This is a genomic window from Kribbella amoyensis (genome assembly GCF_007828865.1).
Lineage (GTDB): Bacteria > Actinomycetota > Actinomycetes > Propionibacteriales > Kribbellaceae > Kribbella > Kribbella amoyensis.
In genome coordinates, this window is record NZ_VIVK01000001.1 from 4,889,345 (window position 1) to 4,907,431 (window position 18,087).

18 protein-coding genes are annotated in these 18,087 nt (G+C 70.3%); 12 read left to right on the plus strand and 6 right to left on the minus strand.

Annotated elements, in window-relative coordinates; translation table 11 throughout:
* On the plus strand, nucleotides 1-876 hold the full coding sequence (locus FB561_RS22920) for a nucleotidyltransferase domain-containing protein (protein WP_145810038.1): 876 nt from the start codon (nucleotides 1-3) through the stop codon (nucleotides 874-876).
* On the opposite strand, the gene FB561_RS22925 is transcribed toward FB561_RS22920, so the two are convergent.
* The 3 genes from FB561_RS22925 to FB561_RS22935 all read right to left on the minus strand — a co-directional run bounded on the left by FB561_RS22925 (nucleotide 869) and on the right by FB561_RS22935 (nucleotide 3,046).
* Complete coding sequence (locus FB561_RS22925; RefSeq protein ID WP_145810040.1) at nucleotides 869-1,339, minus strand: YbaK/EbsC family protein; 471 nt, start codon at nucleotides 1,337-1,339, stop codon at nucleotides 869-871. The two genes, FB561_RS22920 and FB561_RS22925, sit on opposite strands and share 8 nt — an antisense overlap.
* 9 nt (nucleotides 1,340-1,348) lie before the next feature.
* Nucleotides 1,349-2,374 (minus strand): DUF4037 domain-containing protein, encoded by a 1,026-nt coding sequence (locus tag FB561_RS22930; protein ID WP_145810043.1) that lies wholly within the window; start codon nucleotides 2,372-2,374, stop codon nucleotides 1,349-1,351.
* A gap of 69 nt (nucleotides 2,375-2,443) precedes the next feature.
* A complete protein-coding gene (locus FB561_RS22935) occupies nucleotides 2,444-3,046 on the minus strand; it encodes a DM13 domain-containing protein (RefSeq protein ID WP_145810046.1) in 603 nt (200 codons plus the stop codon).
* Nucleotides 3,047-3,392: 346 nt separating this feature from the next.
* On the opposite strand from FB561_RS22935, the gene FB561_RS22940 reads away from it, so the two are divergent.
* From FB561_RS22940 to FB561_RS38285, 7 genes are all read left to right on the plus strand, one after another.
* Nucleotides 3,393-3,752: a DUF6504 family protein gene (locus FB561_RS22940; RefSeq protein ID WP_145810048.1), complete on the plus strand. Its 360-nt coding sequence runs from the start codon at nucleotides 3,393-3,395 to the stop codon at nucleotides 3,750-3,752.
* Nucleotides 3,749-4,222: an SAV_6107 family HEPN domain-containing protein gene (locus FB561_RS22945; protein WP_145810050.1), complete on the plus strand. Its 474-nt coding sequence runs from the start codon at nucleotides 3,749-3,751 to the stop codon at nucleotides 4,220-4,222. The genes FB561_RS22940 and FB561_RS22945 overlap by 4 nt, the downstream gene beginning before the upstream one ends.
* A 199-nt stretch (nucleotides 4,223-4,421) precedes the next feature.
* On the plus strand, nucleotides 4,422-4,943 hold the full coding sequence (locus FB561_RS22950) for a SigE family RNA polymerase sigma factor (RefSeq protein WP_145810052.1): 522 nt from the start codon (nucleotides 4,422-4,424) through the stop codon (nucleotides 4,941-4,943).
* Nucleotides 4,940-5,863 carry a hypothetical protein gene (locus FB561_RS22955; RefSeq protein WP_145810054.1) on the plus strand — a complete coding sequence of 308 codons (924 nt, stop codon included), beginning with the start codon at nucleotides 4,940-4,942 and terminating at the stop codon, nucleotides 5,861-5,863. The genes FB561_RS22950 and FB561_RS22955 overlap by 4 nt, the downstream gene beginning before the upstream one ends.
* A gap of 290 nt (nucleotides 5,864-6,153) precedes the next feature.
* Entirely contained in the window at nucleotides 6,154-6,900 is a 747-nt protein-coding gene (locus tag FB561_RS22960; protein ID WP_145810056.1) for a class I SAM-dependent methyltransferase, read from the plus strand.
* 261 nt (nucleotides 6,901-7,161) lie between these two features.
* Nucleotides 7,162-7,638 (plus strand): DUF3040 domain-containing protein, encoded by a 477-nt coding sequence (locus FB561_RS22965; protein ID WP_238334990.1) that lies wholly within the window; start codon nucleotides 7,162-7,164, stop codon nucleotides 7,636-7,638.
* Between the two features lie 239 nt (nucleotides 7,639-7,877).
* Nucleotides 7,878-8,393: a DUF6458 family protein gene (locus FB561_RS38285; RefSeq protein WP_202880717.1), complete on the plus strand. Its 516-nt coding sequence runs from the start codon at nucleotides 7,878-7,880 to the stop codon at nucleotides 8,391-8,393.
* Nucleotides 8,394-8,491: 98 nt separating this feature from the next.
* Here FB561_RS38285 and FB561_RS22975 read toward each other — a convergent pair whose 3' ends face one another.
* The 3 genes from FB561_RS22975 to FB561_RS22985 are packed head-to-tail and all read right to left on the minus strand — an operon-like array spanning nucleotide 8,492 to nucleotide 13,087.
* Nucleotides 8,492-10,861 carry a transglutaminase TgpA family protein gene (locus FB561_RS22975; RefSeq protein ID WP_145810061.1) on the minus strand — a complete coding sequence of 790 codons (2,370 nt, stop codon included), beginning with the start codon at nucleotides 10,859-10,861 and terminating at the stop codon, nucleotides 8,492-8,494.
* Nucleotides 10,858-12,144, minus strand: a complete 1,287-nt coding sequence (locus FB561_RS22980) for a DUF58 domain-containing protein (protein ID WP_145810063.1) — start codon at nucleotides 12,142-12,144, stop codon at nucleotides 10,858-10,860. The genes FB561_RS22975 and FB561_RS22980 overlap by 4 nt, the downstream gene beginning before the upstream one ends.
* A gap of 4 nt (nucleotides 12,145-12,148) precedes the next feature.
* Complete coding sequence (locus tag FB561_RS22985; RefSeq protein ID WP_420371362.1) at nucleotides 12,149-13,087, minus strand: AAA family ATPase; 939 nt, start codon at nucleotides 13,085-13,087, stop codon at nucleotides 12,149-12,151.
* A 318-nt stretch (nucleotides 13,088-13,405) separates the two neighbouring features.
* On the opposite strand from FB561_RS22985, the gene mraZ reads away from it, so the two are divergent.
* The 4 genes from mraZ to FB561_RS23005 all read left to right on the plus strand — a co-directional run bounded on the left by mraZ (nucleotide 13,406) and on the right by FB561_RS23005 (nucleotide 18,070).
* The gene (mraZ, locus tag FB561_RS22990; protein ID WP_133800118.1) at nucleotides 13,406-13,837 is read left to right on the plus strand and encodes a division/cell wall cluster transcriptional repressor MraZ; all 432 of its coding nucleotides are present in this window, start codon (nucleotides 13,406-13,408) and stop codon (nucleotides 13,835-13,837) included.
* 351 nt (nucleotides 13,838-14,188) lie between these two features.
* The gene (gene rsmH, locus FB561_RS22995) at nucleotides 14,189-15,163 is read left to right on the plus strand and encodes a 16S rRNA (cytosine(1402)-N(4))-methyltransferase RsmH (protein ID WP_145810065.1); all 975 of its coding nucleotides are present in this window, start codon (nucleotides 14,189-14,191) and stop codon (nucleotides 15,161-15,163) included.
* Entirely contained in the window at nucleotides 15,163-15,810 is a 648-nt protein-coding gene (gene ftsL, locus FB561_RS23000) for a cell division protein FtsL (protein WP_145810068.1), read from the plus strand. The genes rsmH and ftsL overlap by 1 nt, the downstream gene beginning before the upstream one ends.
* A gap of 529 nt (nucleotides 15,811-16,339) precedes the next feature.
* Nucleotides 16,340-18,070 (plus strand): peptidoglycan D,D-transpeptidase FtsI family protein, encoded by a 1,731-nt coding sequence (locus FB561_RS23005; protein ID WP_238334991.1) that lies wholly within the window; start codon nucleotides 16,340-16,342, stop codon nucleotides 18,068-18,070.
* The last annotated feature ends 17 nt before the right edge of the window (nucleotides 18,071-18,087 follow it).

The window sequence follows — 18,087 nt, forward strand, 5'->3', positions numbered from 1 at the left end:
ATGACCGACGAAGCTGTACGGACCTTGCTGGACGGCTTCGTCGCCTCGGTGGTGGACGTGGTCCCGGTGGTCGCGATCTGGGTCCACGGTTCGCTGGCGCTCGGCGACTTCGTCCCCGCGCGGAGCGACCTCGACCTGGTCTGCTTGACCGACGGGCCGATCCCGGACCCCTCGGCGCTGGCGAAGTTCCACCGGCGGCTGATGCGCTCGTCGCCGGTGGGCCCGCGGCTCCACTGCACGTACGTCCCGGTGAACGCGCTGGCCGACCCCTCACTCCGGCACCCGACCTTCGCCCAGCGCCGGTACTTCGACCGCCCGGTCGGCCTGGTCGCCCGCCGCGAACTCACCCTGGCCGACCGGTCACTCTCGGGCCCGCCACCGAGTGAGTTGCTGCCGGCAACGTCCGACGAGGACCTGGCGGCGTTCATCCGCGCGGACCTCGGGACCTTCTGGCACCCGGTCACCACCAAACGGCTCCCGTGGTACCGCGACATCTGGGTGGACCTCTCGCTCATCACGTACGCCCGAGCGACGCGGACGCTGCAATCGGGCACCCTCATCACCAAACGAGAAGCCCTCGCCCTGCTCCCTGAGCTGGGCGCGCCCGAAGAGGTGGTCGCGGACATCCACCACCGCCGCTACGGCACCGCGTCCGAGCAGGTCGACCCGCAGCAGTTCTTCCGCGGCCGTGAGCGCGAGCGGCCCGGTGGAACCGGGTGGAGCGCTGGATTCACTCCACGATCGCTCGCTGCCTACTCGCCGCGGTGGCGTGCGCGGCGAGCACACCTCACCCGCACCTACCTGCACACCGCGATTCCAAGGCTCCTCGCCGACCCGACGGCCACGGGCTCGGTCGACGACAGCCGCATCACCTGACGACGACCGGGGTCCCGTAGGTGAGGTCGAGGAGTTCCTGGTAGGTCGTCGGGAAGATCGAGTGCGGGATCCCACCGGCCGCCCACACCTCGTCGTACTGCTCGAGGGCCGTGTCCACCAGCGTCCGCACCGGCGCCGGGTGCCCGACCGGTGCCACGCCGCCGATCGACTGCCCGGTGTGCTGCTTGACGAACTCCGGAGTTGCCCTGCGCAACTTCCCGATCCCGAGCTCGGCCGCCAGCTTCTGGGTGTCGACCCGATGCGCGCCCGACGTCAGGATGAGGACCGGCTCACCGTCCCCGTCGAAGATCAGGCTGTTCGCGATCGCCCCGACCTCGCAGCCGAGCTCCGCCGCCGCGGCGGCCGCGGTCGGGACGGCCTCGTCGAGGATCCGGATCTCACCGGTGGCCCCGGCCGCCGCCAAGGCGTCGGCCACCCGCTGGACGTTGGGATGTGTGCTCACGTCGTAACCCTATTTCTCGTAGATCCCGATCAACCGCCGGTACGCAGCGGTCGTAGTCAGCAAATCAGTGTTGTCCGCGAACTGGTCGACCGACCCCACCAGCTCCAGCTCTTGCAGCCGCGGATCCCGGACCCGTTCCAGGCACGCCGCCACGAACCGCTCCGCCCCGAGCACCGTCGCCGGCCGCTCGTGGAACTGCCGCGCCGAAGGATCCACCGCCGCCGTGATCCCCAACGCGTTGTGCCGCCGCGCCATCACCTCGTACGCCCCGACCAGCGCGCGCTCGCGATCCGCCAACTCGTCCGCGGCGAGCACCTCGGCCAGCCTCCGATCCAGCCCGTCCGGATGGTCGAGCCTTGCGAAGGCCGTCCCCAGCCATTTCGAGTACGGCGCGTACGCGCGATCCATCAACAGCGCCAGCCGCATCACGTCCCGGGCCAACCGAGCCGCCAGGACCCGCGAACCCAGGTGATCGCCCACCTCGTCCGTGCGTTGGACGAACGGCTCCTCCTGCCCGATCCGGGACCACTGGCACGCCAGCATCCACAGCCAGACGTCGTCCGGATACCACCGGAGCGCCTCGCGAACCGGCGCGAGCCGCCCGTCATCCGCGTACACCGCGCCCGAGGTCACGCCGAGCAGCATCTGCTGCGGCGTGATCAGCCAGTCCTGCGTCCTGATCCCTTGGGTGGCGTCGAAGCCGAGGTGCCCGGTCAACCAGTCGGCCATCGTCGTGACGGTGATGTGGTGGATCGGTGTCTGGGTGTCCCACCCGAAGCGGATCGGGTGGCCCTGGTAAAGATCGGGGAGGTTGTCGTCGATTCGCTTCCGCACCCGCTCGACCTCGTCGGCGTCCACGAAGACGTGCAGCCGCGGACCCCACCCGTGGTCCGTCGACCGGGCCGTGTCGTAGCCGAGGACATCGGACCCCCAACCGACCAGCCCGGCGGCATACGGCACGTCGCCGAGCAGCGGGCGGATCACCTCGGCATGGAAGCCGGCCCCGAGGTCTCTGGCCGAAGTGAAGGTCGTCATACCGGCGACAGTAGTTCGGGCCGAGACCCCACAACATCCGGTTTTCCGTAGCCCTGGGTGGGGTTTTCCTCAGGATGCGACGAGCTCGGCGGCTCCGAACGAGACGTTGAACCGGTTGCACCAGATGGACACGCTGCGGAAGTCCGTCAGGTCGACGTCCGCGGGGATGACGTAGTTCTGGTTGCCCTTGTTGCCTTTCAGCTGGCCGAGGCTGCGGTACTCGCCGTCGTCGAAGACGTGCCAGCCCGCCCGGCCCGGCCGGACCGCGGCGTCGCTCAGCCAGACCTCGAGGTCGGGGCCGTCGGACGTGTCGAGATCCTGCAGGCGCAGGATCCGTGAGCCGTCAGGGAGCCGCACGATCGCGACGGACCCGGTGGTCTCGTGTTCGTGACTGATCAGCCGACCCCCTGCTTCCGTACTCGGCGTGGCCGGCTTGGCCGAGGTGCTCGCGGACGGGCGACGGCTCGGGGTTCCGGACGGATCGCCGGAAACTGTCGGTGCCGCCGGTGAGGATGAGGGCATGGAGATCGGAGCAGCGCCGGGCAGCGCCTCGTCGACGACTTTGTCGGTGAAGATCCGCCACGGCTGGAAGAGCGGCAGCGCCACGGCCGCTCCTACCGCTGCCAGGGCAACGAAGCTCACCACGAGCGTTCGACGACCGGGTTTCGCCATGCTGCTGCTCCCTCGCTCCTGCTCCGCCGATTCGGTGCTGGTATCAGTCTGGCCGGGGAAGCGGCCGGACGGGGACGCGCCGGGCTTACGGCCCGTTGACGTTTGTCGGCGGGCGCGGCTACGCTTTCAGTGTTCGAACAGATGTTCGATTGAGTCGCTGCCGGTTTCGTCGGGAGGCCGGTCCGGAGCGATCAGGACGACTGTTCGGTCCCGGTGCGGAGTTGCGGCCGCATCGGTCTCAGGCGGTCCCGGTGGGCCGGGCGCCGAGGTGGACCTCGACCCCCACCTCGCGTCCACCCGCCGGGCCGTCGACCAGGGGAAGTTCGGGCACAGGAGGCGATGGAGCATGTGGGAGTTCGACGAGGTTGTCGAGGTGCGTTCGGGCGTCGTGAACGGCGTCGAGGCTCCGGCGCAGTTCCTGTGGCGCGGCCGGCTCTGGCGAGTCTGCTCCGTGCAGTCGTACTGGGTGGAGACCGCCGCCTGGTGGGAGCGCGGGGTGATCGGCTCCGGCGTCGGCGCGGCGACCGCGACGGCGGTGGCGGGATCATCCGCGGCCGTCGGGGTGTTGGACGAAAAGTGGGGACCGCAGCGTGCGGTCTACCGAGTGGAAGCAGGCTGCGGCCGGCAGGGGCGGCGCGAGGTGTTCGACCTCGCCCACGACCCGGACTCCGGCCGCTGGCAACTGGAGAGGGTGACCGACCGATGACAGTCTCACCGGTGTCCCCGGCAGCCGCGCCCGCGGCCCGCCGCGATCTGTCCCGCGCCCGCCACGCGCTCGCCGAGGCCCGGGAGACCGACGACCACCTCATCAAGTACTCGAGCGCCCACGTGGCCGCCCTCCGGGTGGCCGCCGCGGTGCTCGCCGTCCGCGCCCGTCCGGTGCGCTCCGGTGCTCGTCGCCGGGTCCAGCGCAACGCCTGGGTGCTGCTGTCCGAGGTGGCGCCCGAGTTCGGCGAGTGGGCGACGTTCTTCGCCGCCGGTGCGTCTCGGCGCGCTGCCGCCGAGGCCGGCCTCGAGCGAGCAGTCACGACCCGGGAGGCCGACGACCTGATCCGCGCCGTGGAGACTTTCTACGAGCTGGTCGAGTCCAGCCTTCGCCTCACCGCCCAACCCGTCCTGCCGGAAGCCTCCGACCCTCAGTCCGTCCTGGCCCAGCCCTGGATGCAGGCCAGCTGACCGTCGCGCAGCGGGCCTGAACGGCCGGCGCGGCATCACGAACTCTCCAACTGCCGGGCCGGGCCGGAGGAAATCTAAGGTTGCCGATTCGGCATCCCGCCGCCCAGGGGCCGACACGACCCCCTGGCCGAGGCAACCTGTTGGGACCGGGTCCCGTACTTGTGATCGTCAACTGATCCGGCGACGACGGGACGCGCAGATGCTGGGGAAACAGCGGCGGGACCAGGAGTTCTCCGAGTACGTCGCGACCCGCCGGTCGCGGCTGGTGGGCACCGCCTACCTGCTCTGCGGGGACCGGCACCAGGCCGAGGACCTGGTCCAGACAGCACTGGCCAAGCTCTACGTCGCCTGGCCGCGGGTCCGGCGCGCAGACGGCGCCGACGCCTACGTCCGGCGGATCCTGGTCAACGCCGGGATCGACGCCAGCCGACGGCCCTGGCGGCGCGAGCAGACGTCCGGCGAGTTGCCGGAGCGGCCGATGGACGAGGGGCTCGGGCTGGAGGACCGCGACGAGCTGATGGCGGCACTGAGCACGCTGGCGGTTGGCCAGCGGCGGGTCATCATCCTGCGCTACTGGCTGGGTCTTTCCGTCGAGGAAGCCGCCGCCGACCTGGGCATCACCGCCGGCACGGTGAAGAGCCAGTGCTCGAAGGCCCTGCAGAACCTCAGGGGTCAGTTGGCCGACTCCCGACTCGCGGAACTGATGGAGGACGCCTCATGAACGAGAACGACTTGCACGAGCAACTGGCCCGCAGTACGGCGTGGACCGATTCGCTGTCTACCGATCCGACTGCTGACCTTCTGCGTGGTCGCCGGCGGTTGCGCCGGCGCCGGGCTCTTGTCGGAGCCGGCAGCGCTTGCGCTGTTGCGCTGGTCGCCACGGGTGGGAGCCTGGCCACCGCGCACCTAGGTGGTACGACGGACCCGGCTGGGTCCGGGCAGAACCAGGCGACGGTCCAGCACAGCCTGGTCCCGCCCGGGGCGAGCATCGAGTTCCGGCCGGACGGGAGCTACGTCGTCCAGCCGACGCCGGGCGGGCCGAAGTACACGTGTCCTGCGAGCAAGTTCGTGCCACCCGCAGGGGCGCCCGGGCGTCCGCTGCCGCCCCCGTCGAACCACCTGGATGTCTTCGCCTCGCACGCCGACCCGAACCGCCAGCACCTGGTCGGACGCTCGAGCACTGCGGTCATTCCCACGGACACCGGGCCTTGCGGCCGCACCGGCTCTGCAGGAGCCCGATCGGACTGGTCGGAGACCGGCGGCCTCGGCTGGGCCGCCATCGCGGTCATCCCGAAATCCGCCCACGAGCCCCCGAATGGCAACGGAATCCCCCACCCCCGCGCCGACACCTGTGGCCTGATGGACGACCGCTCCGAGTTCACCGCCTGCTGGGTCACCACAACGGCTGCCGGCCAGCAGGTCCGCGTAGGCACCCGAGGCAAGCAGGCCTATTGGGCCGGCTACGTCCGCCCCGACGGCCAACTGGCCGTCGCCACGGTAGAAGGCGACGCGCGCCTGGCCGACCCCGGCACCTTCGCCGGCCTCGACCCGTCCACCGAGAACCCGGTGGAAGCCCCCAGCGTCACCCTCGCCCAACTGATCGCCACGGTCACCGACCCCACGTTGGACACAGCCGAGTAGCCCACGGCGCCGCCACGGTCGACGCCGGTGAAGATCTCCCAGCCGCAGTACGCCTGGCGCTTGCCGCCGGCATCGGCGCAGACCGTCGCGAACGGGTTGGACGGACACGGGTAGAGCAAGTCGTCGTGCACCTGCATCCCCACTCCGCCTTCGATGTCCACGCTGGTGACGGTCCAGCGCACCCTGAGTCGCCACCGGGTACCTGGTGCCTGGTGGCGGCTCGGTGTGTGGGAGTGGTGGGGAAGTAGGGTGTGGGCTGCAGGGTTCTGGAGGCGAGGAGGGCACTCAGGATGGTCGACCGACGACGCCGATCGGTGCGTACCGCGCTGGTCGCGGAGGCGTTGCGGGTGGCTCTGGCCGGTCGGGCGCAGACCGATCCGGCCGGCGGGCTGGACATCGTCGACCTCGGCGGTGGGACCGGCGGATTCGCGGTGCCGTTGGCGGTCGAGGGGCATCGGGTGACCGTGGTCGACCCGAGTCCGGACGCGCTGGCTTCGCTGGAGCGGCGGGCCCGGGACGAAGGGGTCAGCGAGCTGGTTCGCGGCGTCCAGGGTGACGCTGCTGAGCTGCCTGGGCTCGCGGGGAAGGCCACCGCGGACGCGGTCCTGTGCCACGGCGTGCTCGAGGTCGTCGACGATCCCGCGCAGGCGTTGCTCGCGATGGCGTCGGTCCTGCGGGAGGGTGGTGTGCTCAGCCTCTTGGTTGCTCAGCGCAACGCGGTGGTCCTGGCGAGGGCCCTGGCCGGGCACCTGGCCGAGGCGAGGGTCGCACTGCAGGACCCCGAGGGTCGCTGGGGGGCGGCCGACCCGATGCCGCGGCGTTTCGACGAGGCGGGGATCACCGGTGAGCTGGCCGAGGCCGGGTTCGACGTGCGGACAGTGCACGGGGTCCGGACGTTCGCCGACCTGGTGCCGGCCGCGTTCGTGGATTCCGAGCCGCGCGCGGGGGAGGCGCTCGCCGAGCTGGAACGCGCCGCCAGCGAGCACCCGGCGTTCCGCGCCATCGCCACCCAGCTCCACATCCTCGCCACTCGCTGACGCCCGGATCCTCGGCCCTCCGTGGTCGCGGATCCGCGGGTCGGTTCGGGCGCACCGACCTGTGGGATCGCTCACAGGTGCTGCAAAGTCCTGTTGTCACAGTGCGTGCGTGGTTCCCGGACGCGGGCCCGGATCCACCGCTCCGAAGCGGCCGATTTCGGTTCTTTCAGGCGGGGCTCTTGGGGGATCGGGGGTGCAGGGCGCATGATTACAGCGCGGAGTTGTGGGACCGTGACGCGCGGGACAGGCGGTCAGGGTTTCGTGGACCGCACCCGCGTCCTAGACTGGACTCGGCCTATCGAGATCGCGCTCACCATGGAGGGATCGACGGTGCCCCTCTCGGAAGAAGAGCAGCGCCAGTTCGAGCAGCTCGAACGAGCCCTCGCTGCGGAAGACCCGAAGTTCGTCTCCGCCATGCGAGGGACCAATGTGCGCTTGTACTACAAGCGCCGGGCAGTTCTTGCCGGCGTTGGATTCGTGCTGGGCATCGGCATCCTGATGGCCGGCGCGATCATCCCGAACACCATCATCGGAGTCATCGGCTTCGTGGTGATGGTCGCCTGCCTGTACATCGCGGCGCTGAGCATGAAGCGGATCAGCCACGCGGGTGATGGCGACGACGCGCCCGCCCCTCCGCCGCCGCCGACCAAGCGGCACCGGACCAAACACGACTCCTCCGGGAGCTTCATGGAGCGGATGGAAGACCGCTGGCGTCGTCGTCGCGACGAAGACCTCTGAGCGCGCCCTAGGCCGACTTCGAGTCACTCCGAACCACACCCGCGCCCCGCGCCGGGTGTGGTTCTGGTTTCCCCGCGGACCGCGTGCGGGCCGCCGCTGGCCCTGATCGGATTCCGCGCGGCCTGAGGTGAACGGCACGCCGACACCCCAGCTGAACCGGTGCCCGCTGCCGTTGGGGGTGTCGGCGTGGTGGCTGTGGGTACCGGAAGGTCTCACGCAGAGCTGGTTAGGAGCCGCGCATGAGTATCGGGGTTGGCATCTTCCTGATTGCCGCTGGGGCGATTCTCGCCTTCGGAATCCGGGACACGTCCAGCACAGTCAACCTGACCGTGGTGGGAGTGGTGATCATGCTGGCCGGTGCCGCGGGGATCTGGTTGTCGTACCACCTCACCAACGCCAAGCGCCGGGTTCGGAACAGCGCGATCGATCCCGCCGTCGAGGAGGAGTACCGCATCGTCGAGGACGACCTCGCCACCGAGACGCGTCCGGTGGAGCCGAAGCAGACGCCCGTCACCGAACGACCGGTCACCGACAAACCTGCCGTTGAGCAACCCGCCACCGAGCAACGTGCCGCCGAGCAGCGCGTTGCCGAGCAGCCGGTCGCCGAAGAGACGGCCGTCGAGCGCACCGTCGTCGAGGGCGGTCCGAGCGAGGAGTACAGCGAAGAAGTGTCCGCGGACGCGCGCACCATCGACCTGGACCCGACGGCGAGTGGCCTGCCGGAGCACCCGGTCCGTCGCCGCGTCCGTCGCTGACCGAGGAGCACAGCACCAACAGACCCAAGAGCACAGGGCCAGCAGAAAGGCTCCGGTCTCCCGCGAACCAGCGGGGGACCGGAGCCTTTCAAAATGACCTAGTTCGCTTCGCCTCGGCGGGATCGGGGGAGCAGTGTCGAACGCAACCGCGCGAGCAACAGATCGAAGTCGTCCAGCAGATCCGTCGCCTCGGCGCTGCCCCGGTTGAGGTACCACCGCCACGACGGCGGCAACACCGTCGCCCGGATCCGGGCCAGCACCTTCGCCTGGCTCCACAACGCCTTGTGGACGTCGCGCGCCTCGGACCGCAGATCAATCGAGCTGTCATCCGCCAACCCGGCGTACCGCACCGCCTCCAGCCCGCGCGCGAGCCGGCGAGCCTGCGGCCGGACATCCTCGGGGAGCCGCTCGTCCAGCCAGTCACCGAGCTGCCGTGGCGTCGAACTGTCCGACCAGTCCAGCCGCAGGTCCCGGGCGGTGTCGCGGATCTCCGCCCACAGTCCCTCGACGCCGAGCCGCCCTGGTTCGCGGGCGAACCGCTTACGCCGGGTCAGGGCGCGGACCAGCCAGGGGATCGACAGCAGGATGAGGACGGCCGCCGCTCCGGCGATGATCTTGTTGCCGCCGTTGGTGAACCAGTTCCCCGGGTCGACGACCGCGACGCCGTTGTCGTCCGGCAGGTTGCGGTCCTGGTTCGGCCGGCTGATGTCCGGCTCCTCGGACTGGGTCGGCGTCGTCGGCGCGGTGCTGGGACCGGAGGTCGGCGAGGTCGGGGACGGCGCCGCCTGCTCGGTCCAGCTCGGCGTGGACGCGACCCGCGCCGACGGGGTGGGCTCGAACCGGATCCAGCCGATCCCGGTGAAGTACAGCTCCGGCCACGCGTGCATGTCGTGCATCCGGACGATGTGCTGGCCGTTCTTGCCGGCCTGCCCGGGGAGGAACCCGATCCCGACCCGCGCCGGGATCCCGAGCGTCCGGGCCATCAGCGCCATCCCGGTCGCGAACTGCTCGCAGTACCCGGTCTTGTTCTCGAACAGGAACGCGTTCAGCGCCCGCATCCCGCTCGTGCTGTCGGTGTCGGTGCTGTACGTGAAGTCGCCGTTGCGGAACCAGTTCTGCAGCAGTACGGCCTGGCCGAACCGGTTGCCCTTGGCATCGGCCGTCACCTCGGCGGCGAGCGCCTTGATCCGCTCCGGGGTGCTCCGCGGCACCTCGCTGGTGTACTGGTCCGGCTCGGCCGACGGGATCGTGTCCCGCAGTTGCTCGGGCGTCGGGTTCAGCTCGTAGAAGTGCAGCGTGTAGTCCTTGCCGGCGACGCCGCGACCGTTCCGGGACACCACGTCGAGCGCGCCCGGGTCGAACTGCCACTGGTCCTTCAGCGAGATGTTGCGCAACGGGTACGGCGCGGGCGCGAACTGGGACCGGAAGTTCCGGGTCACCTCGACCTTCACCTTGCTGCTCTGCACCTTGCTCAGGTCACCCGTGTACCCCGGGGGCGGGGTCAGGTCGTCGTTGGTGATCTTGCGGCCCTCGGGACGCGGCGACAGCTGCCAGGTCCGGCCGTCGAACATGTCGAGCGCGGTGAGCCGCAGGTACATGCCGCCGGGCGGTCCGCCGGTGTACGTCAGCGCGGTCACGTTGTCGCCGCGCTTCAGGTTCTTGCCCATGTCCAGCATCGGGTTCGCCGAGGAGATCGACGCACCGATCCCGGACCCGGACCCGCCACCGGCCAGACCGTTGCCCACGACACCCTCCGGCAACGCGGGCAGCAAGGCCGGCAGCACCGCGGCCAGCGCGACCACACTGAGACCGATCCGGCGGCCCGCCTGACCGAGCGCGGACGCCTCGATCGGCTCGGCCGCGTCCAGGTGCGAGACCCCGGAGATCCGCCGGCCCCAGCGGCTCAGCCTGGTCCGGCCCTCGGCCGCCAGCAGCACGATGTACCCGACGGCCGGCGGGATGAAGAGGAGCGCGGGCAGTCCGCCGTGCACGGTCGCGGCCGGCACGGTGTACATGGTGAGCAGCAGCAGCCCGGCCCACGCGGCCTGCCGGAGCTGGACCGCGATCAGATGGATCAGCAGCCCGGTCGCCGCGATGACGGATGCGGCGAAGAGCGTCAGGTGTTCGTCCGGCGGCAGCGGTGCGCTGAAGCGGTTGATCGCGTCCAGCGCGTCGACCATCTGCTGGTTGAACGCGAGTGCCGTGTCCGTCCACGGCACGATCCCGAACTTCAGCGTCTCGGAGAGAAAGAACAGCGAGAGCAGCTCGATCAGGACGACGAGCTGCACGATCGGTACGACGAACCGGGGGGCGCGCAGATTCTGCAGCAGGATGCCGGTGCCGGTCACCGCGGCGCAGAGGAACGCACTGATGAAGAGGAACGGGCCGGAGAACACCGGGGCGAGCACCAGTGAGCCCAGCACGGTGGCCGCCCAGGCGGCGAGGGAGATCCTGACGTGGCCGGTCATGCGATCCTTCCGCTCCGCAGTCCGAGGCTGGACCACACGGTGGGCAGGTGGTCACCGCGACGCGCCCTGGCGACCCGCCAGCCGTTGCGCCGCAGCTCCTGCTCGGTGGCGTCCGTGGCCGCTGTCAGCCGGGCCGCCTTCTCGGTCCCTTCGGCGCCGACCGCCCAGCTGGTCGCGTCCAGCAACAGCGCGACCCCGGTCGCCTGACCCGTCCGCCACCGGTTCAGCGCCATCACGTCGTCGGTCCCGCACGCACCGAGGATGGCGATCGCGAGACTCGGCTCCTGCGCGTTGCGGTCCACCGTCAGCAGCGGACCGATCTCGGCGTACTTGTGCTCCTCCACCGTCGCGCACTCGGTGAGCAGCGTCTGGTTCGTGAGCGGCTGGTGGATCGCGGCCGAACTGCGGTGGCTGATCGCGGACAGCGTCGTCGGTCCGCCGAGGAGAGTGGTCACGTACCCGCGGCGGATGCGGTCGGCGCCGATCGACGCGGCCGCGCTGACCGCCCACTCGAGGCTGGACGACGGTCCGTGCCCGTGGTGCGACACGGTCCGCGCGTCGAGGAAGATCGCGCACCGGCTCTGCCAGGGCTGTTCCTCCCGGCGCACCATCAGCGAGCCACGCCTGGCGGTCGACCGCCAGTGCACCCGGCGGAGGTCGTCGCCGTCGCGGTACTCGCGGACGGTCGCGTCCTCCTCGCCGGCCGCGGCGATCGCGCGCGGCCGGTTCTCACCCGAGCCGGCCCGGTCGGAACCGAGCCGTACCTCGGGCAGCCGGTGCACCTTCGGCGTCACCAGCAGGTGCTGGCTCCGGGTGAACGTGCGGCTGGTCTCGACCAGACCGAACGGGTCCGCCACGGTCAGCATCAAGGGGCCGACCTGGAACAACCCGCGCACGTCCGACTTGACCGGGTACGTGACCGTGCGCTTCCAGTTCGGGCTGACCCGGTCCACCACGAACCGCGGCCGGTGCCCGAGCACGTACGGGATCCGGTCCTCGAGCAGGAGCAACCCGGCCGGCATCCGGCCCTCGTTGCTCAGCGCGAGCTCGACCGTGGCCTGGGTGCCGACCGGTACCTGGTCGGGCGCCAGGCTGCGACGTACCTGCAGACGCAGTCTGGTCCGGCCGACCACCAACGCGGCCACCACCGGGAGGGCGACCAGCAGGATGCCGACCCGCAACAGGTCCTTCTGGCCGAGCAGCAGCGCGCACAACGACGCGGTGATCCCGGCCGCCACGAACGCCCGGCCTCTGGTGGTCAGCCCACGCAGTGCCTGCCGCATGTCCTCAGTCCCGACGCGTGCGGGGGAGCGGCACGGAGCCGACCAGCCCGGAGACGATCTCGGCCGAACCCCGCCCACCGAGGTGCGCCTCCGCGGCCGGCAGGACGCGGTGCGCCAGGACCGGGACCGCGAGCTCCTGCAGGTCGTCCGGCAGCACGAACTCGCGCGAGTCCAGCGCGGCCGCGGCCCGGGCGGCCCGGATCAGGTGCAGCGTGGCCCGCGGGCTCGCGCCGAGGCGAAGCTCCTGGGACCGGCGGGTCGCGCCGACCAGGGCGACGGCGTACTCCTTCACCGACTCCGACACGTGCACCGACTGCACCGTCTTCACCAGGCGGAGGATCTCCTGCCCGTCGGTCACGGCCTGCAGCGTGCTGAGCGGATCGGTCGCGGAGTGCCCGTCGAGCATCCGGAGCTCGGCGGCCGGCTCCGGGTAGCCCATCGAGACCCGGGCCATGAACCGGTCCCGCTGGGCCTCGGGGAGGGGATAGGTGCCCTCCATCTCGATCGGGTTCTGCGTCGCGATCACCATGAACGGCGCCTCGAGCTGGTACGTGGTGGTGTCGACGGTGACCTGGCGCTCCTCCATCGACTCCAGCAACGCGGCCTGCGTCTTCGGCGAGGCGCGGTTGATCTCGTCGCCGACCACGATGTTCGCGAACACCGCGCCCGGCTTGAACTCGAAGTCCCGGACTTCCTGGTTGAAGACCGACACGCCGGTGATGTCCGAGGGCAGCAGATCGGGCGTGAACTGGATCCGGCGCACACTGCAGTCGATCGACCGGGCCAGCGCCTTGGCGAGCATCGTCTTGCCGACGCCCGGCACGTCCTCGATCAACAGATGTCCCTCGGCGAGCAGCACCGTCACGGCTGTCTCGACGACGTCGGGTTTGCCCTCGATGACCTGCTCGATGGCTCGGCGGACCCGTCCCGCCACCTCTGTCAGCTCGTCGAAGTCCATGGCCGAGCTGGTCGCGGTGGTGCTCACCCTGAGTCCTCCCCATTGGTTGATAGCCGACTCATTCTGACCCGGCCCCGGGGCACGGCCTAGCCCTGCGTGGATTTCGTTACCAGTCGTTTCGGCGTCCATCCAGCGCTGCCCTCGCCCCACGTTGCAAATCTGTGACCTCCAGCGTAACCGGGCGCGAAACAGCATGGATTTGGTTGACGGTGGGGCAAAGTGGAGTAAGGTGGAGCGCAGTGGTACTGGAATGGTGGAAACAGCTCGACCTGAGACGGAGAGTCCGCAACGGGGAGGTGGAGCGTGTTCCTCGGAACTCACTTCCCCAAGCTCGACGACAAGGGCCGACTGTTCCTGCCGGCGAAGTTCCGGGACGAGCTGGCGGAGGGTCTGGTGATCACCCGCGGACAGGAGCGGTCGCTGTTCGTGTGGCCCGAGGCCGAGTTCGTCCAGCTGACCGAGCAGTTGAAGCAGGCGCCGATCACCAACAAGGGTGCGCGGGACTATCTGCGGATGCTGTTCGCCGGAGCCTCGAACGAAGTGCCCGACAAGCAAGGCCGGGTCACCATCCCGCCGATGCTGCGCGATTACGCCGGACTGGATCGCGACTGCGTCGTCATCGGGGCGATGAACAGGGTGGAGATCTGGAACACGGAGAACTGGAACAGGTACTCAGCGGAGCAGGAGCAGGCGTTCGCCGATCTCTCCGAGGAGGTCCTGCCCGGCATCTTCTGAGCACCGCACCGGTCGTCCGGTGAGATCACGGGTCCGACTTCCGACTCGGGTGTTGGCGTCACTTCCCCGGCGCCAAGACCTCGGGTACTTCCCCGGGAGGCGTACCCGCGATCTGACCGGACGAAAGGGCCGGAGCCACCGGCGCTCCACTTTGCTCCACCGGAGTCCAGCCAAGGCACTCCACTTCGCACCACCCGGACGGTCACCGGCCTTCCAAACCGCCCCCGCAAGCGCAGCCGGCAGACAGCAGGACAGCAGTCGAGAACCCGCGGGGGCAGGGTCGCACCCGCGGCTATGGAAGGGTCGAGATGGACGGTGCTGGGCGGTACGCGCAGGGGCAGGTGGGCTGACATGCCCGGTCCCCAGCCGTCCGATCGCCATGTCCCGGTCATGCTCGACCGCGTCGTCGCCCTGCTCGCGCCCGCGCTCCAGCAGCCTGGCGCTGTCGTCGTCGACGCCACTCTCGGCCTCGGTGGTCACTCCGAGGCGTTCCTGCGCGAGTTCCCCGAGGCCCGGCTGATCGGCCTCGACCGTGATCCCGACGCGCTCCGCCTGGCCGGCGAGCGGCTCGCCCCGTACGCCGAGCGGACCACGTTCGTGCACGCCGTCTACGACGAGCTGCCGGGCGTCCTGGCCGAGCTCGGCGTGCCCGCGATCGACGGGATCCTGTTCGACCTCGGGGTCTCGTCGATGCAGCTGGACGAGGCCGAGCGCGGGTTCGCGTACGCCCAGGACACGCCGCTCGACATGCGGATGGACTCGACCGCGCCGACCACGGCCGCCGACATCCTGAACACCTACAGCGCGGCCGACCTGGCCCGGATCCTGTTCCAGTACGGCGAGGAGAAGTTCGCCCGCCGGATCGCGGACCGGATCGTCCGGGCCCGGGAGACCGAGCCGTTCACCACCAGCGCCCGGCTGTCCGAGCTGGTCCGCGACGCGATCCCGCAGGCGGCCCGGCGGACCGGGGGACACCCGGCGAAGCGGACCTTCCAGGCGCTGCGGATCGAGGTCAACGGTGAGCTCGACGTGCTCCGGCGTGCGCTGCCGGCCGCGATCGACGCGCTCGCCCTGCACGGCCGGATCGTGGTGATGAGCTACCACTCGCTGGAGGACCGGATCACCAAGCAGACGCTGGCGGCCGGCACCAGGACCGACGTACCGGACGACCTGCCGGTGATCCCGGCCGGGCACGAGCCGTACCTGAAGCTGCTGACGCGTGGGGCCGAGCGGCCGACCGAGGAAGAGGTGGCGGTCAACCCGCGAGCTGCTTCCGCGCGGGTACGGGCAGCTGAGCGGGTACGGGCGAAGGGGTTGGTGGCCTGATGAGTACTGTCTTCAGTCCTTCGAAGGCGCGGGTCACTCCGGCGCCGGCGCAGCGGTCCGAGCCGAAGCTGCGGATCGTCTACGGTGCGCCGTTCCGGCCGCCGCGGATGCCGTTCGTGCTGTTCGTGGTGTCGCTGCTCGCCGCCGGCCTGGTCGGCCTGCTGCTGCTCAACACCGAGCTGCAGCGCGGCACGTTCCAGGTGACGGCGCTGAACCAGCAGGCCGACGGGCTGCGGGACCAGCAGGAGCTGCTGGAGCGGCAGGTCCGCACGCTCGAGTCACCGCAGAACCTGGCCGATCGGGCGCTGCGGATGGGCATGGTGCCGAACCCGAACCCGGTGTTCCTGCGGTTGCCGGACGGCCAGGTGCTGGGCGTTCCGGCGGAGGGCAAAGCGGGTACGGGTGCGGCGATGTTCGGCCCGGGGACACCGACGGCCAAGCCGTCGACCCCGGTGCTGCCACCGGTCGCACCACCGGCCACTACACCGGTCCAGCCACCGGCGGCGACGGCCACCAAGCCACCGGCGACCACCGCGACGAAACCACCGGCCGCGACGGCAACGAAGCCGCCGGCCACGACCACCAGCAAGCCGCCGGCGGCCAACACCACGCCACCGGCGACGAGTACGACAGCGACCGGGGGCTGATCGGATGACGGACCGACGGGGTAACGAACCACCACGCCGTGGTGGTCGGCCGGAGCGGGACAACCCGCCTCGAAAAACTTCGTCTCGCCGTTCGTCTGCTACCGACAGCAACCGGTCCGCTGCACGCCGTCCCGCCGAGGACGGTAAGCCCCGGCCGCGCAAGGCCGCACCCGGGGAGCAGCGGCCCCGGAAAACAGCCGCGGCCAGGGACGCTCCTCGCAAGCGACCTCCCGAGGGGGAGCAGCGCCGCCCCAGGCAGCAGCCGGATCCCCGGCGAACAGCGGCCAAGAAGGCAGCGCCGAACAGGCCCAGGAAGGAGGCCGCGCGCGGGAACGGGAGATCCGCGCCGCGGCGTACCGGGCCGGACGGTCGGCCGCTGGTCCGCAAGGACGGGCGCCCGGCGGCGAAGAAGGCGGCGGCTCCGCGGAAGCGGCCACCGCAGAAGCGCAGGCCACCACGCGCGCCGAGGCCACCGCGGACACTGAAGCTCGGCCGTCCGACGCTGCGCCTGCGGGTGACGTTCGGCGTGATGGCGTTCGTACTCTCGCTGTTCGCCGGCCGCCTCGTCCTGCTGCAGGGTGTGGACCCGGACTCGTACGCGCTGGCCGCGACGAAGGAGAACACCAGGCCGTTCGACCTGCACGCCTCCCGCGGCGCGATCCTGGACCGCAACGGCGTGCCGTTCTCGGTCTCCGAGGACGCCGTCGCGATCACCGCCGACCCGAGCCAGACGACGAAGGTCGCGCCGCAACTGGCCGCGATCCTGGCGCCGAAGCTGAGCGGGACCAGCTACGACAAGCTGCTCGGTCAGCTGACCCGCAAGGGCCGGTACGTGGTGCTGGCGCGCCAGGTCAGCCCGCAGACCTGGAACCAGGTCACCGAGGAGATGAAGCAGCAGAACGCCAAGATCAAGGAGCAGAACAAGGAGCTCCCGGTCGAGCGCAAGCTGCCGTCGCTGGTCGGGCTGTACACCGAGCAGGACCCCATCCGCAGCCACCCGAACGGCACCATCGCCGCGAACGTGGTCGGCGTCGTCGGCGCCGAGGGCAAGGGCCTGGCCGGACTGGAGTACGGGCTGAACGACAAGCTGTCCGGCCGGGACGGCAAGGCGATGTACGAGGTCGATGCCAAGGGCAACAAGATCCCGAACGCCGACCACACCGTCGAGGAGCCGAAGCCGGGCGTGTCCGCGCAGCTCACCCTGGACGCGGACCTGCAGTGGTTCGCCGAGAAGCGGATCGAGCAGGCGGTCAAGCAGTACAAGGCCAGCTCGGGCACCGTGGTGACGATGGACGTCAAGTCCGGCGAGCTGCTGGCGATGGCGAACTACCCGACCTACGACCCGAACAAGCCGGTGAAGGCGAGCGCGCTGAAGAACCCGGCGCTGGAGCAGGTCTACGAGCCGGGCAGTGTGCAGAAGGTGGTCACGATGGCCGCCCTCGCCGACGCCGGGCTGATCTCGCTGGACACCAAGCTCAAGGTGCCCGGCGAGTACACCGTGCAGCGGCGCACCATCCGGGACCACTTCGACCACGGCACGCTGAACCTGACGATGGCCGGTGTGATCGCCAAGTCGTCGAACGTCGGCACCATCATGGCCGCGCAGCAGATGCCGATCCAGGACTTCGTGCACTACCTGAAGGACTTCGGCTTCGGCGAGCCGACCGGGCTGGACTTCCCCGGTGAGAGCCGCGGCCTGATGCCGCCGGGCGACGAGTGGAGCGAGCTGACCCGGTCGAACGTGGCGTTCGGTCAGGGGCTGTCCGCGAACGCGGTGCAGATGACCGCGGCGGTGAACGCCGTCGCCAACGGCGGGGTGTACATGCCGCCGAAGCTGGTCAAGGACTGGGTCGACGAGGACGGCAACCTCACCCCGAACCAGGCGGCCGAGCCGCGCCGGGTGGTCAGCGAGAACGCGGCCAAGCAGGTCTCGACGATGATGGAGGCCGTCACCGCGAAGGGCGGGACCGCGACCCAGGCCGCGATCCCCGGGTACCGGGTCGCCGGTAAGACCGGGACCGCGCAGGAAGTGGACTCGGCGTGCGGCTGCTACCGCAAGTGGGCGACTTCTTTCTCCGGATTCGCGCCGGCCGACAACCCACGCTTCGTGACCTACGTCGTACTGCAGAACCCGACCAACGGGCGCAGCGGTGGAGGTCAAGGAGGCCCGGTGTTCCGCGATGTGATGAGTTACGCCCTGCAGAAGTACGCCGTCCCGCCGACCGGTGCGAAGCAGCCCGTCGTGCCCATTACCTGGTGACGCGCTGGCTGGTGACT

Coding starts and splice junctions, on each gene's coding strand:
- FB561_RS38285 (WP_202880717.1), top strand. CDS start 7,878: ATGAGTATCGGGGTTGGCATCTTCCTGATTGCCGCTGGGGCGATTCTC.
- FB561_RS22960 (WP_145810056.1), top strand. CDS start 6,154: ATGGTCGACCGACGACGCCGATCGGTGCGTACCGCGCTGGTCGCGGAG.
- FB561_RS22940 (WP_145810048.1), top strand. CDS start 3,393: ATGTGGGAGTTCGACGAGGTTGTCGAGGTGCGTTCGGGCGTCGTGAAC.
- FB561_RS22980 (WP_145810063.1), bottom strand. CDS start 12,144: ATGCGGCAGGCACTGCGTGGGCTGACCACCAGAGGCCGGGCGTTCGTG.
- FB561_RS22975 (WP_145810061.1), bottom strand. CDS start 10,861: ATGACCGGCCACGTCAGGATCTCCCTCGCCGCCTGGGCGGCCACCGTG.
- FB561_RS22945 (WP_145810050.1), top strand. CDS start 3,749: ATGACAGTCTCACCGGTGTCCCCGGCAGCCGCGCCCGCGGCCCGCCGC.
- FB561_RS22920 (WP_145810038.1), top strand. CDS start 1: ATGACCGACGAAGCTGTACGGACCTTGCTGGACGGCTTCGTCGCCTCG.
- FB561_RS22930 (WP_145810043.1), bottom strand. CDS start 2,374: ATGACGACCTTCACTTCGGCCAGAGACCTCGGGGCCGGCTTCCATGCC.
- rsmH (WP_145810065.1), top strand. CDS start 14,189: ATGCCCGGTCCCCAGCCGTCCGATCGCCATGTCCCGGTCATGCTCGAC.
- FB561_RS22950 (WP_145810052.1), top strand. CDS start 4,422: ATGCTGGGGAAACAGCGGCGGGACCAGGAGTTCTCCGAGTACGTCGCG.
- FB561_RS22955 (WP_145810054.1), top strand. CDS start 4,940: ATGAACGAGAACGACTTGCACGAGCAACTGGCCCGCAGTACGGCGTGG.
- FB561_RS22935 (WP_145810046.1), bottom strand. CDS start 3,046: ATGGCGAAACCCGGTCGTCGAACGCTCGTGGTGAGCTTCGTTGCCCTG.
- ftsL (WP_145810068.1), top strand. CDS start 15,163: ATGAGTACTGTCTTCAGTCCTTCGAAGGCGCGGGTCACTCCGGCGCCG.
- FB561_RS23005 (WP_238334991.1), top strand. CDS start 16,340: ATGGCGTTCGTACTCTCGCTGTTCGCCGGCCGCCTCGTCCTGCTGCAG.